This is a genomic window from Pseudomonas sp. H3(2019), assembly GCF_007713465.1.
In the GTDB taxonomy this organism is placed as follows: Bacteria; Pseudomonadota; Gammaproteobacteria; order Pseudomonadales; family Pseudomonadaceae; genus Aquipseudomonas.
This window is the reverse complement of record NZ_VMSG01000002.1, coordinates 241,432-254,769: the sequence shown is the minus strand read 5'-3', so window position 1 is coordinate 254,769 and position 13,338 is coordinate 241,432. Positions and strand designations below refer to the sequence as shown.

Below are 13,338 nucleotides of genomic sequence, written 5' to 3'. Positions count from 1 at the left end.
GCACCCGGTTTACCCCCAAAAATACACTACTTCCAGTCCATCAACCGAAGGCACCGGTCTTCGTGCTTCGTGCAGCAAAAGGGATGAACATTTCAGGAGAACGCCAGAATGAGCGACGTGGTAGTGGTCTATCACAGCGGTTATGGTCATACGCGGGTCATCGCCGAAGCTGTGGCTCAGGGGGTGGAGCGGCACCTGGGCAGTACTTGCCAGCTGATTCCGGTTGAGGAAGTGGACGGGCAGTGGGACTGCTTGCACCGCGCCGACGCGATCATCTTCGGTGCCCCGACTTACATGGGCAGCGCATCGGCGTCCTTCAAGGGCTTCATGGAGGCCAGCGCGTCGTTCTACCTGGCGCAGCCCTGGCGCGACAAATTGGCTGCCGGGTTCACCAACTCCGGCTGTCTGTGCGGCGACAAGCTCAACACCTTGCTGCAGATGGCCGTGTTCGCGGCCCAGCACTCGATGATCTGGGTCGGCCTCGACCTGCTGCCGGCGCGCTCCAGCGCTGGCAAGTTCGATGGGCAATTGAATCGCCTGGGCAGTTCACTGGGGGCCATGGCCCAGTCGAATGTCGAACAGTCCCCGGACCATGCGCCACCTCCCGAAGATCGCTGCACCGCCGCGCACCTGGGCGAGCGGGTAGCGCGTCTGGCCGAACGAATGGGCCATCCATCGAATTGATTCACACCAACACACCCGACGCCGTAATTTAGGAGCAATCGCCATGAGTACATTTACCACCCGCGACGGTACCGAGATTTACTACAAGGACTGGGGCACCGGTCAGCCCATCGTCTTCAGCCACGGCTGGCCGTTGAATGCCGACAGTTGGGAATCGCAGATGATCTACCTGGCGTCCAAGGGCTACCGGGTCATCGCCCATGATCGCCGTGGTCACGGCCGCTCCAGCCAGCCCTGGTTCGGCAATGAGATGGACACCTATGCCGACGACCTCGCGCAGTTGATCGAGCTGTTGGATCTGCAAAACGCGGTGCTGTTCGGTTTCTCCACCGGCGGTGGCGAAGTGGCGCGTTACATTGGTCGTCATGGCACTGGGCGAGTCGCCAAGGCCGGGCTGATTTCCGCGGTGCCGCCACAGATGCTCAAGACCGAAGCCAATCCAGGCGGCCTGCCGATGGAAGTGTTCGACGGTTTGCGCCAGGCGTCCCTGGCGGACCGTTCACAGTTGTACAAAGACGTCGCCAGCGGGCCGTTCTTTGGCTTCAACAAGCCAGGTGCCAAGCCTTCTCAGGGGATGATTGACTGGTTCTGGATGCAGGGCATGACGGCTGGCCACAAGAATGCCTATGACTGCATCAAGGCATTCTCCGAAACCGACTTCACCGAAGACCTGAAAAAGTTCGACGTGCCGACTCTGGTGGTGCATGGCGACGCTGACCAGATCGTACCGATCGAGGCCGCCGGCATCGCTTCGGCCAAACTGGTCAAGGGCTCGAAACTGCTGGTCTATCCAGGCGCGCCTCATGGTCTGACCGACACTCACAAGGATCAACTCAACGCCGACTTGCTGGCGTTCCTCAAGGCCTGATCAAAATCAAAAGATCGCAGGCTGCACCAGCTCCTACACGGATATGTGTACACCCGGAGCTGCCGCAGGCTGCGATCTTTTGCTGTTGAGAGAGGGCAGGGCACGCACCGCCTGACAACGCCAGGCAAACGGATTGATGCCTTCGCTGCGGGTGAACATGTGGCAGAAGTGCGCCTGATCGCAGAACCCGCACTCCAGACTGATTTGTGTCAGGGTCAGGTCGGTGTTCTGGATCAGTTGCTTGGCCCGGGCGATGCGCTGGCAACGAATCCAGTCCTGAGGCGACAGGCCGGTGCTGCATTTGAAGGCCCGGGAGAAATGACTGCGGGACAGGGCGCAGGCCCGAGCGAGTTCGGTGACTTCCAGTGTTTCACTCAGACCGTCGAGGATCAGTTTTTTGACCAGGCTTTCTCGCCAGGGAGAGAGGCCTCCGGTAGTGTTTTTTCGCGTTTGCGTGACCGACGCCCTGACGGCGTTGCGCTCAATGTGGGCCATGACAAAATTCCGTGTCGGTGGGGATGCGCTGGCGCACTGCGCGGTAGGTCAGCCGCTTCCCGCTAATAGAAAACAGGTCTGCACAGAGGGTTTCATTCTTGGTCGCGGGGCGCTGGCTTGCGAGTTAAACGTTGTTAATTCCGTGCGCGTGCGGCAGCGAACAACGGCACTGACTCAGCACATGGCTGCAATTTTCCAGGTGTGGGACGAGTGCATGATCGAACTCATCTGGCGGACGTGTGGATGGCCGCTTTCTCTGACTCGATCAAAGGTGAAGGCATGAAGCATTCTCTGAAGTGCACGCTGAGCGGATTCGGTCTGGCATTGGCGCTGACGTCGGTTGGCGTCCTGGCTCAGGCGCCGACCCAGATGGCCACTCAGGTACGGGCCTTAGAAGCCTGCGGCCAAAGTGCCGATGATCGAGTGAAGTCCGACTGACTCGCGCCTGGCTGAAAACACAATGGGACTGTGCCTGTGAACCGTAACGATCTGCGCCGCGTAGACATGAATCTGTTGGTGATTTTCGAGGCGTTGATGTTCGAAAAGAACCTGACCCGTGTGGCTGAAAAACTGTTCGTGGGACAACCAGCCGTCAGCGCTGCGCTGGGCCGCTTACGGGATTTGTTCGACGATCCGCTGCTGTTGCGCAACGGTCGCGGGATGGAGCCAACGGCGCGAGCCTTGGCGATTCTTAAAGAGCTGCAACCGGCAATGGACACCATCTCGGGTGCCGTCAGCCGGGCCAAGGAGTTTGATCCGGCAACGAGCTGCGAGGTGTTTCGCATAGGCCTTTCGGACGATGCCGAATTTGGTTTGTTCCCACCGTTGTTGCGTCAGCTGCAGCAGGAGGCGCCGGGAATTGTAGTGGTAGTGCGTCGGGCCAATTATCTGTTGATGCCGGCGTTGCTGGCGTCGGGGGAGATTTCCGTGGGGGTCAGTTACACCACCGAATTGCCGGCCAACGCCAAGCGCAAGAGGCTGCGTGATATTGCCTGCAAAGTGTTACGCGGTGACAACCGGCCCGGTGAGCTGACGCTCGATGAATACTGCCAGCGACCCCACGCGATGGTGTCGTTCTCTGGCGACCTGAGCGGCAACATCGACCTCGATCTGGCCAAGGTCGGTCGTACCCGGCGAGTGGTGCTGGGGGTTCCGCAATTCAGTGGTTTGCGGGCGATGCTCGCCGGTACGGAAATGATCGCCACCGTGCCCGACTACGCGGCGTGTGCGTTGGTTGAAGGGTGCGCCTTGAGAGCCGAAGACCCGCCGTTTCCCATCGATGCGGCGCAACTGTCGATGGCCTGGAGTGGCGTTCACGACAACGATCCGGCAGAGCGCTGGTTACGTTCGCGGATCACTCAGTACATGTCTGAGCCCTTGAACATCACAACCCCCTAGGCTCTGCTGAAGGCCGGGTCGCAAAGAGAGCACGTGCATTCAATTTTTCGTGCCCTGGCATTGGCACTATCGAATCAGTTATCGGCGCATCAACGTCGGTGTTTTTTCAACTGGGCTGATGCTCAATGATCGTTTCACCGGAGCTTTCGGTTATGTCTGATTCCAATCGCCTCGACACTGCAACCGCACGGCCGGGTTTCGATGAGATAGTGACCTTGATCGTCAAACACCGGATCAAGGCCGGTTTTGAAGCACCCTATGAAGCCTGGTTGCGGCGCATTGTCGGTATCGCCGGGCAGCGCGAGGGACATTTGGGCGTGGACGTGATTCGCGGCAAGCATGCCGGCCTCGACATGTTCACCTGCGTGCTGCGCTTCTGCTCCACCGAGGCGATGCAGCGCTGGCTTGATTCGCCGCAACGGCTGGAGTTGGTCAATGAAGCCGCACCGATGCTGGCGGACGGCGACCAGACCGAGGTCCACCCGATCAATGAATTCTGGTTTTCACCGCTGGCTAATGCCGCATCACCACCACCGCGCTGGAAGCAGGCGGTGCTGACATTGATGGTGATTTTTCCGCACACCCTGCTGGTGCCGCTGATCTGGGGGCCAGTGCTGCGACTCAACGCTTTGCTCTCCAATTACGTGATCGCCACCTTCCTGATCACCCTGACTATCGTGCTCTCGGTGGTGTACCTGTTCATGCCCATGGCGACCCGACTGTTCGCCCCCTGGCTGACAGCCGACCAGTCCCATTCCATTCTGCCTGAGGAAACGCGATGAACGCCGATCTGATTCTGTTCAATGGCCAATTTCATACCGTTGACCGTGAAAACCCCCTCGCCAGTGCGGTGGCCATCACCAACGGCCGCTTCGTCACGGTGGGTACCGATGCCGAGGCCATGGCCCTGCGTGGTTCGGGCACCCAGGTCATTGACCTCAAGGGCCGTTGCGTCATCCCCGGACTTAACGACTCGCACTTGCACCTGATTCGTGGTGGCTTGAACTACAACCTCGAACTGCGCTGGGAAGGTGTGCCATCCCTGGCCGATGCCTTGCGCATGCTCAAGGACCAGGCCGACCGCACACCGACGCCGCAATGGGTGCGAGTGGTCGGTGGCTGGAACGAATTCCAGTTCGCCGAAAAGCGCATGCCGACCCTGGAAGAACTCAACCAGGCTGCGCCGGATACACCGGTGTTCGTTTTGCACTTGTACGACCGCGCCTTGCTCAACCGTGCCGCATTGCGGGTCGCCGGTTACACCCGCAACACGCCGAACCCACCGGGTGGCGAGATTGTGCGCGACGCCAATGGCGATCCGACCGGCATGCTGGTGGCACGTCCCAACGCGATGATTCTTTACTCGACCTTGGCCAAAGGGCCGAAGTTGCCGCTGGAATATCAGGTCAACTCGACCCGCCAGTTCATGCGTGAACTCAACCGTCTCGGGTTGACCAGCGTTATCGATGCCGGCGGCGGTTTCCAGAATTACCCGGACGATTACCAAGTCATCGAGCAGTTGGCCAAGGACCAGCAACTGACGATTCGCATTGCTTATAACCTGTTCACCCAGAAGCCCAAGGAAGAGCTGACCGACTTCAAGAACTGGACCAGCAGCGTCACCTTGCACCAGGGCGACGATTACCTGCGGCACAACGGCGCGGGGGAAATGCTGGTGTTCTCGGCCGCCGACTTCGAAGACTTCCTCGAGCCGCGCCCGGACCTGCCGCAGACCATGGAACAGGAACTGGAACCGGTGGTTCGCCATTTGGTCGAGCAACGCTGGCCGTTCCGTCTGCACGCCACCTACAACGAATCCATCAGCCGTATGCTCGATGTGTTCGAGAAGGTCAATCGTGACATTCCGTTCAATGGCTTGCCATGGTTCTTCGATCACGCTGAAACCATTACCCCGCAGAATATCGAGCGGGTGAGAGCGCTGGGCGGCGGTATTGCGATTCAGGACCGTATGGCGTTCCAGGGTGAATACTTCGTCGAGCGTTATGGCGCCAAGGCTGCCGAAGCCACGCCACCGATCAAGCGCATGTTGGCCGAGGGCGTCCCTGTCGGCGCGGGCACCGATGCCACGCGGGTTTCCAGTTACAACCCTTGGACCTCGCTGTACTGGATGGTCAGTGGTCGTACCGTTGGCGGCATGGAACTGCACAGCGACGGGCTGTCGCGGCAGACCGCGCTGGAACTGTTCACCCACGGCAGTGCATGGTTCTCGTCCGAACAGGGCAAGAAAGGCCAGATCAAGGTCGGACAATTGGCTGACGTGGTGGCCCTGACCGCAGACTTTTTCAGTGTCGAAGAAGAAGCCATCAAGTGGATCGAGTCGGTGCTGACCGTGGTCGGCGGCAAGGTGGTGTACGCCGCCGGCGATTTCGAAAAACTCGGGCCGGCCAGCGTGCCGGTGCTGCCGGATTGGTCACCGGTGGTCAAGGTGCCCGGTCATTGGCGTCCAACTTCGCCGATGCAGGCTCAGGTCCACCATTGCAGCGGGCCGTGCCGCGTGCATTCCCACAGCCATGAACGAGCGCGCCTGTCGAATGCGCCGGTCAGCGATTTCGCCGGTTTCTGGGGCGCGTTCGGCTGTTCCTGCTTCGCCTTCTGATTCCGATACAAAGCGCCGGCCTTCGTGACCGGTGCTCCGCGCAACAACCATCCACCGAGGAGTTTCACATGAGCAACGTTCCTTACTCGCGTCTGAACAAAGATGATGCCGTTGTGCTGTTGGTCGACCACCAGACCGGCCTGATCTCGCTGGTGCAGGATTTCAGCCCGAACGAGTTCAAGAACAACGTCCTGGCGCTGGGCGACATCGCCAAGTTCTTCAACCTGCCGACCATCCTCACTACCAGTTTCGACAGCGGCCCGAACGGCCCGATCGTGCCGGAACTCAAAGAGCAATTCCCGGACGCGCCGTTCATTGCCCGCCCTGGCCAGATCAACGCCTGGGACAACGCAGACTTCGTCAAAGCCATCAAGGCCACCGGTCGCAAGCAACTGATCATCGCCGGTGTAGTGACTGACGTGTGCGTGGCGTTCCCGACCCTGTCGGCGCTTGCTGAAGGTTTTGAAGTGTTCGTGGTCACCGATGCTTCCGGCACCTTCAACACCACTGTGCAACAAGCGGCGTGGGCGCGAATGTCGGCCGCCGGTGCGCATCTGATGAACTGGTTCGCGGTGGCCTGCGAGCTGCAAGTCGACTGGCGCAATGACATGGAAGGTCTGGCGAATCTGCTGTCGCAGCGTCTGCCGAACTATCGCAATTTGATTAATAGCTATACCAAGTTCACGGCCAAGTAATTCGCTGAAAAAAATGCCCGCCGATGTGCGGGCATTTTTCTGCTCAACGTTTTTGCAACCACCCCAGAAATCCACCTTTCCTGACCGGCACAGGCTTGGCCATCAATGCCAGCCGACTGTTCTGTTGCCGTACCGCTTGCAGCTTGTTCAACGCCTGGCCCACTTCGCTGCGCTGCTCCATGCATTGGCGGGTCAGGCTCTTGTCGAGACGGTAGATGATGGAGGATGTCAACGCGGTGAACGTCGCCTGGGACGGCGTATCGGCAAGGATGCTCTGTTCACCCATGACTTCGTTCGGCCCCATGCGACCTGCCTCGGCCAGGCCATTGCCGTCGGACACGCTGGCGCTGACGACTCCGGTGGCAATCACAAACAGGCTGTCCGGCACTTCGTCCAGATCCAGCACCACCTGGCCGGCCGTGTACTGCTGCGGCACCATCGATTCGGCGAGGCGGTCGCGTTCTTCATGGCTAAGCGAGCGGAAAATCTTCACTTCATCGAGCAGCGCGCGGGCGCGGGTCGAGGGTTCGATCACACCGTCCGGATGCCGTGAAATGCCCGCCGCTTCAAGGTGTCGATGAGCGAGGTCGAACAGTTGATTGCGCACGTCGCCTTTCTTGCCCAGTTCGGCGATGAAACCGCTGGCCACGTATTCGGACATTTCTTCACCGGCCTCTTTGAGCAGCGCTTTCGGCGCCGGATCGAGCAACAGACTGCTGCTGCCTTGCAGAGTCCGCTCGAGGGCATCGAGCACCCGGCGCGGACGGACATGGTTCGGCACCTTGATGCTGATCGACACGCCGTGCAGGTTGGTCGGGCGGCTGAGGTTGACGATCTTGGCCTTGGCCGCCACCGAGTTCGGCACCACGGCCAGGGTGCCAGCGCTGGTCAGCAGATGGGTGGCGCGCCAGTCGATATCGAGCACCTTGCCTTCGACGCCATCGATCATCACCAAATCGTCCACCTGATAGGGCTTGGTGGTGTTGAGTACGATGCCGGAGAACACGTCGCTCAACGTACTCTGCAACGCCAGACCGACCACGATGGCGACCACCCCGGAGGTCGCGAGCAGGCCTTTGACCGGCAGCTCCAGCACATACCCGGCGGCAGCGACAATGGCGGCCAGGAACACCAGCGCACCGATCACGTCCTGCAACAACCGACCGCTGTGACCGATGCGGCGCATCAGGGCCAGACCGATCACTTCGGTCAGCCCCCGCGCGGCGTACAACCACCAGAGAATCCCCAGTGCCGTGGCGCCCAGTTGCGCAACACGGTCATCGGCGAACAACGGCGCCTGCAACGGGCTGACGCCGGCGTTGATGACCAGCGCACTGAACGCCAGAAACAACACCAGACGCACACCGACCCGCGGGGCTCGGTGCTTGAATGGGGCAAGGTGCCAGAGCAGAGCGTCGAGCACCAGAAGCAGGGCGCTCCAGGACAGCAGGTGGGTAGAGAAAAGGCTCATGGATTGCACTCCGGCGGACACAAAAAACTCGCCACACCCTGGGGTGTGGCGAGAGGTTGGACTCAGTTCAGATGCGTCTTGAGCTCGGCCGCGGCTTGTCGCACTGCTGCCTTCACTTCAGGTATCTGACTCAGCGGATTGAGCAGGCCGAAGTCATGAATCATCCCGTTGTAGCGCACCGCGGTCACCGGCACGCCGGCCGCGTCGAGGTGGCGGGCGTAGCCTTCGCCTTCGTCACGCAGCACGTCGAATTCGGCGGTCTGCACCAGCGCAGCAGGCAGGCCCTTGAGCTGTTCGGCGCTGGCATTCAGTGGCGAGGCATGGATCTGCGCGCGTTCGACCGGGCTGGTGGTGTAGTTGTCCCAGAACCACTGCATCATGCCTTTGGTCAGGAAGTGGCCTTCGGCAAACTGCTGGTACGAGCCGTTATCGAACCCGGCGTTGGTCACCGGCCACATCAGCAACTGGAAGCGCAGGGCCGGGGTGTTCTGTTCCTTGGCCTTCAACGCCACCACCGCCGCCATGTTGCCGCCGACACTGTTGCCGGCCACCGCCAGACGCTTGCCGTCGACACCGATGTCCTTGCCGTGCTCGGCCACCCATTTCGTGGCAGCGTAGGCCTGGTTGATCGCGGTCGGGTAGTGGGCTTCCGGCGACGGGGTGTAATCGACGTACACGGCAACTGCCCCGGAGCCCACCACCAGATCACGAATCAAGCGTTGGTGGGTGGGAAAGTCGCCCAGCACCCAGCCGCCCCCGTGGAAGAACATGAACACCGGCAATTCACCCTTGGCCCCGGCTGGGCGCACCACTTTCAGGTTGATCGTCTGACCGTCGACCTTGATCGCCTTGTCGCTGACTTCGACACCGGACAGATCGACCTTCACCGAGGCCTGGGCACCGGTCAGCACCGCGCGGGCGTCTTTCGGGCTCAGTTGTTCCAGCGGTTTGCCACCGCCGGCGGCGAGGGCTTCGAGGAAGGCCTGGGTGTTGTGTTCGACACCGGGGCTGCCGGCGGCGAAAGCGTTGCCGATGGACAGGGCGAGGAGGGAAGCGGTAAGGGTTTGCTTGATGTTCATGGTCAATTCCTTTTTCAATCGTTTGAGTTTTTATGCCTTGGGATCGGGCTGCTGTGACGCTGGGGTTCAGGTCTCAGCAACACCGTGAGCACAGATTAATGAGGTGCCTGAAAGTGAAAAAGCGGCTATAAAGCGTTTAACTGTCAACCAGGGAGTGACAATGAATCCGTTCGAAGACATGCGTATTTTTTGCCAGGTCATGGACTCCGGCAGCTTCACGGCGGCGGCCGATCAGTTGGGGCTGTCCAAGCAATTCGTCAGCCGACGCTTGATGCAACTGGAAGAGCGCCTTGGTGTGCGACTGCTCAATCGTTCGACCCGGCGGCTGGACGTCACGCCCCTGGGGCAGAGTTATTACGAGTCGGCCTTGCGCCTGCTCAGCGAAGTCGAACAGGTGGAGCAGGGCATCGCCGGCCAGACCAGCGAGCCTCGCGGCACCATTCGCTTGAGCGCACCGCTGTCGTTCGCGGTGGCGCACTTGGGCTGCCTGCTGCCGGTGTTTTTGCAGCGTTATCGCGACGTCACGGTGGAGGTGGACTTGAGTGATCGTCCGGTGGATTTGCTCAGTGAAGGCTACGACCTGGCATTGCGTATCGGCGTGCTGGAAGACTCGACGCTGATCGCCCGACGCCTCGCCTCCATCCAGCGGGTGTACTGCGCCAGCCCGGCTTACCTGGCCGAGCGCGGTACGCCGGTTCACCCCGAAGAGTTGCACAGCCATGACTGCCTGCCTTACGGCCACGGTCGTCAGGTGCAATGGCGGTTCGAAGGGCAGGGCAAGCCGCTGACCGTGAACGTCACCGGAAGGATGCGGGTCAACAACGGTGAATTGCTCAAGGACGCGGCCATCGCCGGCATGGGCATTACTTATTTGCCGACCTTCATTGTCGGCTCGGCCTTGAAGGACGGGCGGCTGGTGCCGGTGCTGGACAACTACCGCCCCGAGCCGTTGACGTTATCGGCGGTGTATCCGCAGCATCGTCAGGGCTCGCGACCGGTGCAGGCACTGATCGAATTCTTGCGTGAACGGCTGGATCGGACCGAGGGCGGGCTTTAAATACCGCAGCCTCCAGATGCTTGGCGAAAGAATTTTCTCAGCACAGACTTTTCCAGATTCGCACATCCATACAATCGCTCTGCTGTGACGAAGCCGAAAATGGCGCCTCTCAAACGTATCCGGAGAAGTGTTATGGCAACCGCAAAAGCAGTACCAGGTAAAGGTCTGATTGATCCAGGCAACCACGCTTTGATCCTGATCGACTTTCAGTCGCAGATGTCATTTGCGACCAAATCCATCGACGCTGTCACACTTCGTAATAACGCCGCACTGATCTCCAAGGCAGCGAAGGAGTTTGGCGTTCCTTCCATTCTTACCACCGTCGCCGAAAAAAGCTTTTCGGGCCCGATGTTTGAAGAAATCACCTCGGTTTTTGCCGGTCAGGAACTGATTGACCGGACCAGCATGAATACCTGGGAAGACGAGCGCATAGCCGTCGCCGTGAACAAGATTGGTCGCGACCGAATTGTTCTTGCCGGTCTCTGGACTTCGGTCTGCATTGTCGGCCCGGCGATCTCGGCGCTTGAACAAGGCTTTGAGGTCTACATCATTTGCGATGCGTGCGGTGACGTTTCAGACGAGGCTCATGAGCGCGCTATCGAACGCATGATTCAAGCCGGTGCGCGTCCGATGACCTCGCTTCAATATCTCCTGGAACTGCAGCGTGACTGGGCTCGCGGTGACACCTATAACGAGACGGTGAAAACCTCTATCGCTCACGGCGGCGCTTATGGTCTTGGTTTGATTTATGCCAAAACCATGTTTAACGCATCGGAAGGTCACTGATCTGTATTGCGCCTCTTCCTTAATGGGGGAAGAGGCGCACTCAGGTGAGCGTTGGGAGGCAATGGAACATGTCCGCATCTGATATGAATACGACGACTGCAGCGGATGTGGCGCTGTGTTGGCTACGCATCACCGGTGTACTGATGCTGTTGCTGGTGCACGGATTGCCTAAGCTTTTCAATTTTGAGCACGAACTGGCGTTGATCGAAGACCCGTTTGGCATGGGGGCTCGGTTGACCTTGTCGCTGGCAATTTTCGCGGAAGTGTTTTGTCCGATATTCATCGCAGTGGGACTGCTGATGCGCCTTGCGACACTGCCTGTTCTCTTTTTGCTGGTTGTATCGGTTGCCCGGGTTCATCCCGAGTGGAGCCTGGCCGAGGGCCAGTTCGCCTGGCTGCTGCTGATCATCTTCTCGACGATTCTCGTCGGCGGGCCTGGAAGACTGGCAGTGGGCAGGAGTCTGTCGCATCGCTGGCCACTCCTGAGCAAACTGTAGGGAGGAAAGTATTAATATTGGGTATCAGAACGCCGGTTTGTTAGATGTGTTTGCTCGCACAAACATCATCAATCAAATCGGCGTTCTGGTTTCTGTGTTTCCTGGTATTCCGTGAAGAACCAGAAAATATAGTTTCCTTTCGACTGAACGTCAGGACGTAGCCTTCAACTGGTATATGAATTGGAAGTTTGGATAAGTCTCTGGGAAATGAGAGGCGTACGGTACAAACGCTCGCTATTTCGATTTCCTCGCACATCAACAGCCATTAATAAAAGCGGCCCTTTGGCACGGATTACATCGTTTCTCGGGTGCAATCCTTTTGACTATATTGGCGACCAGACCCGGCGAATGACTCAACAGTCGCCACCCTTCAGTGCGAGTAGTCTCAATGAACAATAAACCTGACAGCGCAGGGCTTGATAACGCCGGAACGGGAACCCGAGCGGTCTGGGGCGGGGAGCAAGTCAGGCACCCCTATAACGCCACGCAAACACCTATCGTGGTCAGTGCCGCCTACGGTTACGACGACATTGACGTCTGGTACGACGTGGCTTTGGGCAAGGCTCCGGGATTTATCTACAGCCGCATGAGCAACCCGACGGTCGAGACCCTCGAAGCGAAAATTCGCGAGTTGGAAAAGGCCGAGTCCGCGGTGGCCTTCAGCAGCGGCATGGCGGCCATCAGCAGTGTGCTTTATACCTTCCTTGCCCACGGCAATCGGGTAATTTCCACCAAGGACAGCTACGGCGGCACCAACAAGATTTTCGAAGAGTTCCTGCCGCGCATGGGGGTGGACGTGACCTTGTGCGAAACCTTCGATCACGAGGAGATCGAGCGTGAAGTCGCCAAAGGCTGCCAGGTGCTTTACCTGGAAACCCCGACCAACCCGACCCTGAAAATACTCGATATCCAACGTCTGGTGAGTGCGGCCAAGCGCGTCGGCGCCGTGGTGGTGGCGGACAATACCTTCGCTACTCCGTTGAATCAGAATCCGCTGGCATTGGGCGTAGATGTAGTCATCCACAGTGCGACCAAGTTCCTCAGCGGCCATGGCGATGTGCTTGGCGGTCTGGTGTGCGGCGTTGAATCCTTGATGGCCAAGGTTCGTCATTATCGGGAAATCAACGGTGCGGCGCTTGATCCCTTCTCGGCCTATTTGATCATCCGGGGCATGAAAACCCTGGCACTGCGGATGCGCCAGCAACAACACAGTGCCCGTGCCCTGGCAGAGTTCCTGAGCAACGAGCCCCTTGTGGAATCGGTGAACTATCCCGGCTTGCCCGGTCATCCGAACCACGCTGTGGCGTGCGCGCAAATGCGGGGTTTCGGCGCCATCGTCAGTTTTGTCCTGGTCGGTGGCATGGACACGGTCAAAGTACTGTTACCACGCCTGCGCTTTGCCCATTGCGCGGGGAATCTGGGCGCGGTGGAAACCATCTACGGCCCGGCCAGGACCACCAGTCATGTGGAGAACACACTGGAGGAGCGTTTGGCCTTGGGTATTTCCGAAGGGCTGGTGCGGGTCTCGGTCGGCATCGAAGACACCGACGATTTGCTTGACGATCTGAAGCAGGCATTCGCCTATGTCAGGCGTTCACGGCATGAACAGGCACAGGTAAAAACACAACCCTCAACCAATGAATCTTGCACTGAGGTACCAAACTAAAGTTTCAAAGCTAATGCCTCACGAC

Annotated in this window: 14 protein-coding genes; 11 read left to right on the top strand and 3 right to left on the bottom strand. The window is 59.3% G+C overall.

Translation table 11 applies throughout. The features are described from left to right. Positions 1-108: 108 nt before the first annotated feature. Both FPT12_RS03490 and FPT12_RS03485 read left to right on the top strand, forming a co-directional pair. Positions 109-684, top strand: coding sequence for a flavodoxin family protein (locus FPT12_RS03490; protein ID WP_145014657.1), 576 nt, complete (start codon positions 109-111; stop codon positions 682-684). A gap of 43 nt (positions 685-727) precedes the next feature. Next, the gene (locus FPT12_RS03485) at positions 728-1,552 is read left to right on the top strand and encodes an alpha/beta fold hydrolase (RefSeq protein WP_145014656.1); all 825 of its coding nucleotides are present in this window, start codon (positions 728-730) and stop codon (positions 1,550-1,552) included. 33 nt (positions 1,553-1,585) lie between these two features. On the opposite strand, the gene FPT12_RS03480 is transcribed toward FPT12_RS03485, so the two are convergent. Further along, complete coding sequence (locus FPT12_RS03480; RefSeq protein ID WP_145014655.1) at positions 1,586-2,047, bottom strand: AraC family transcriptional regulator; 462 nt, start codon at positions 2,045-2,047, stop codon at positions 1,586-1,588. Positions 2,048-2,257: 210 nt separating this feature from the next. Here FPT12_RS03480 and FPT12_RS27875 point away from each other — a divergent pair, with 210 nt between their 5' ends. From FPT12_RS27875 to ycaC, 5 genes are all read left to right on the top strand, one after another. Beyond that, positions 2,258-2,485 carry a hypothetical protein gene (locus FPT12_RS27875; protein ID WP_256676585.1) on the top strand — a complete coding sequence of 76 codons (228 nt, stop codon included), beginning with the start codon at positions 2,258-2,260 and terminating at the stop codon, positions 2,483-2,485. A 36-nt stretch (positions 2,486-2,521) separates the two neighbouring features. Continuing rightward, a complete protein-coding gene (locus FPT12_RS03470; RefSeq protein ID WP_145014654.1) occupies positions 2,522-3,445 on the top strand; it encodes a LysR family transcriptional regulator in 924 nt (307 codons plus the stop codon). Between the two features lie 152 nt (positions 3,446-3,597). Next, positions 3,598-4,227, top strand: a complete 630-nt coding sequence (locus FPT12_RS03465) for an antibiotic biosynthesis monooxygenase (RefSeq protein WP_145014653.1) — start codon at positions 3,598-3,600, stop codon at positions 4,225-4,227. Further along, a complete protein-coding gene (locus FPT12_RS03460) occupies positions 4,224-6,062 on the top strand; it encodes an amidohydrolase (protein WP_145014652.1) in 1,839 nt (612 codons plus the stop codon). Before FPT12_RS03465 ends, FPT12_RS03460 begins: the two co-directional genes overlap by 4 nt. 68 nt (positions 6,063-6,130) lie before the next feature. Continuing rightward, positions 6,131-6,757 (top strand): isochorismate family cysteine hydrolase YcaC, encoded by a 627-nt coding sequence (gene ycaC / locus FPT12_RS03455; RefSeq protein WP_019690857.1) that lies wholly within the window; start codon positions 6,131-6,133, stop codon positions 6,755-6,757. A 43-nt stretch (positions 6,758-6,800) separates the two neighbouring features. On the opposite strand, the gene FPT12_RS03450 is transcribed toward ycaC, so the two are convergent. Both FPT12_RS03450 and FPT12_RS03445 read right to left on the bottom strand, forming a co-directional pair. Next, positions 6,801-8,228: a mechanosensitive ion channel family protein gene (locus FPT12_RS03450; RefSeq protein ID WP_145014651.1), complete on the bottom strand. Its 1,428-nt coding sequence runs from the start codon at positions 8,226-8,228 to the stop codon at positions 6,801-6,803. Between the two features lie 62 nt (positions 8,229-8,290). Next, positions 8,291-9,307 carry an alpha/beta hydrolase gene (locus tag FPT12_RS03445; protein WP_145014650.1) on the bottom strand — a complete coding sequence of 339 codons (1,017 nt, stop codon included), beginning with the start codon at positions 9,305-9,307 and terminating at the stop codon, positions 8,291-8,293. Between the two features lie 160 nt (positions 9,308-9,467). Between FPT12_RS03445 and FPT12_RS03440 the strand changes: the two genes are divergently transcribed. The 4 genes from FPT12_RS03440 (at position 9,468) to FPT12_RS03425 (ending at position 13,313) form a co-directional block, all read left to right on the top strand. Beyond that, positions 9,468-10,364: a LysR family transcriptional regulator gene (locus tag FPT12_RS03440; RefSeq protein WP_145014649.1), complete on the top strand. Its 897-nt coding sequence runs from the start codon at positions 9,468-9,470 to the stop codon at positions 10,362-10,364. Positions 10,365-10,496: 132 nt separating this feature from the next. After that, complete coding sequence (locus FPT12_RS03435; RefSeq protein WP_145014648.1) at positions 10,497-11,150, top strand: hydrolase; 654 nt, start codon at positions 10,497-10,499, stop codon at positions 11,148-11,150. Positions 11,151-11,218: 68 nt separating this feature from the next. After that, complete coding sequence (locus FPT12_RS03430) at positions 11,219-11,647, top strand: DoxX family protein (RefSeq protein WP_178098596.1); 429 nt, start codon at positions 11,219-11,221, stop codon at positions 11,645-11,647. 388 nt (positions 11,648-12,035) lie between these two features. Beyond that, a complete protein-coding gene (locus FPT12_RS03425; protein WP_145014647.1) occupies positions 12,036-13,313 on the top strand; it encodes a cystathionine gamma-synthase family protein in 1,278 nt (425 codons plus the stop codon). The last annotated feature ends 25 nt before the right edge of the window (positions 13,314-13,338 follow it).

What these genes read in the sequence shown, in the direction of transcription:
- FPT12_RS03450 (WP_145014651.1), bottom strand. Translation starts at nt 8,228, where the DNA reads ATGAGCCTTTTCTCTACCCACCTGCTGTCCTGGAGCGCCCTGCTTCTG.
- FPT12_RS03445 (WP_145014650.1), bottom strand. Translation starts at nt 9,307, where the DNA reads ATGAACATCAAGCAAACCCTTACCGCTTCCCTCCTCGCCCTGTCCATC.
- FPT12_RS03425 (WP_145014647.1), top strand. Translation starts at nt 12,036, where the DNA reads ATGAACAATAAACCTGACAGCGCAGGGCTTGATAACGCCGGAACGGGA.
- FPT12_RS03460 (WP_145014652.1), top strand. Translation starts at nt 4,224, where the DNA reads ATGAACGCCGATCTGATTCTGTTCAATGGCCAATTTCATACCGTTGAC.
- FPT12_RS03430 (WP_178098596.1), top strand. Translation starts at nt 11,219, where the DNA reads ATGTCCGCATCTGATATGAATACGACGACTGCAGCGGATGTGGCGCTG.
- FPT12_RS03490 (WP_145014657.1), top strand. Translation starts at nt 109, where the DNA reads ATGAGCGACGTGGTAGTGGTCTATCACAGCGGTTATGGTCATACGCGG.
- ycaC (WP_019690857.1), top strand. Translation starts at nt 6,131, where the DNA reads ATGAGCAACGTTCCTTACTCGCGTCTGAACAAAGATGATGCCGTTGTG.
- FPT12_RS03465 (WP_145014653.1), top strand. Translation starts at nt 3,598, where the DNA reads ATGTCTGATTCCAATCGCCTCGACACTGCAACCGCACGGCCGGGTTTC.
- FPT12_RS03485 (WP_145014656.1), top strand. Translation starts at nt 728, where the DNA reads ATGAGTACATTTACCACCCGCGACGGTACCGAGATTTACTACAAGGAC.
- FPT12_RS03440 (WP_145014649.1), top strand. Translation starts at nt 9,468, where the DNA reads ATGAATCCGTTCGAAGACATGCGTATTTTTTGCCAGGTCATGGACTCC.
- FPT12_RS03480 (WP_145014655.1), bottom strand. Translation starts at nt 2,047, where the DNA reads ATGGCCCACATTGAGCGCAACGCCGTCAGGGCGTCGGTCACGCAAACG.
- FPT12_RS03435 (WP_145014648.1), top strand. Translation starts at nt 10,497, where the DNA reads ATGGCAACCGCAAAAGCAGTACCAGGTAAAGGTCTGATTGATCCAGGC.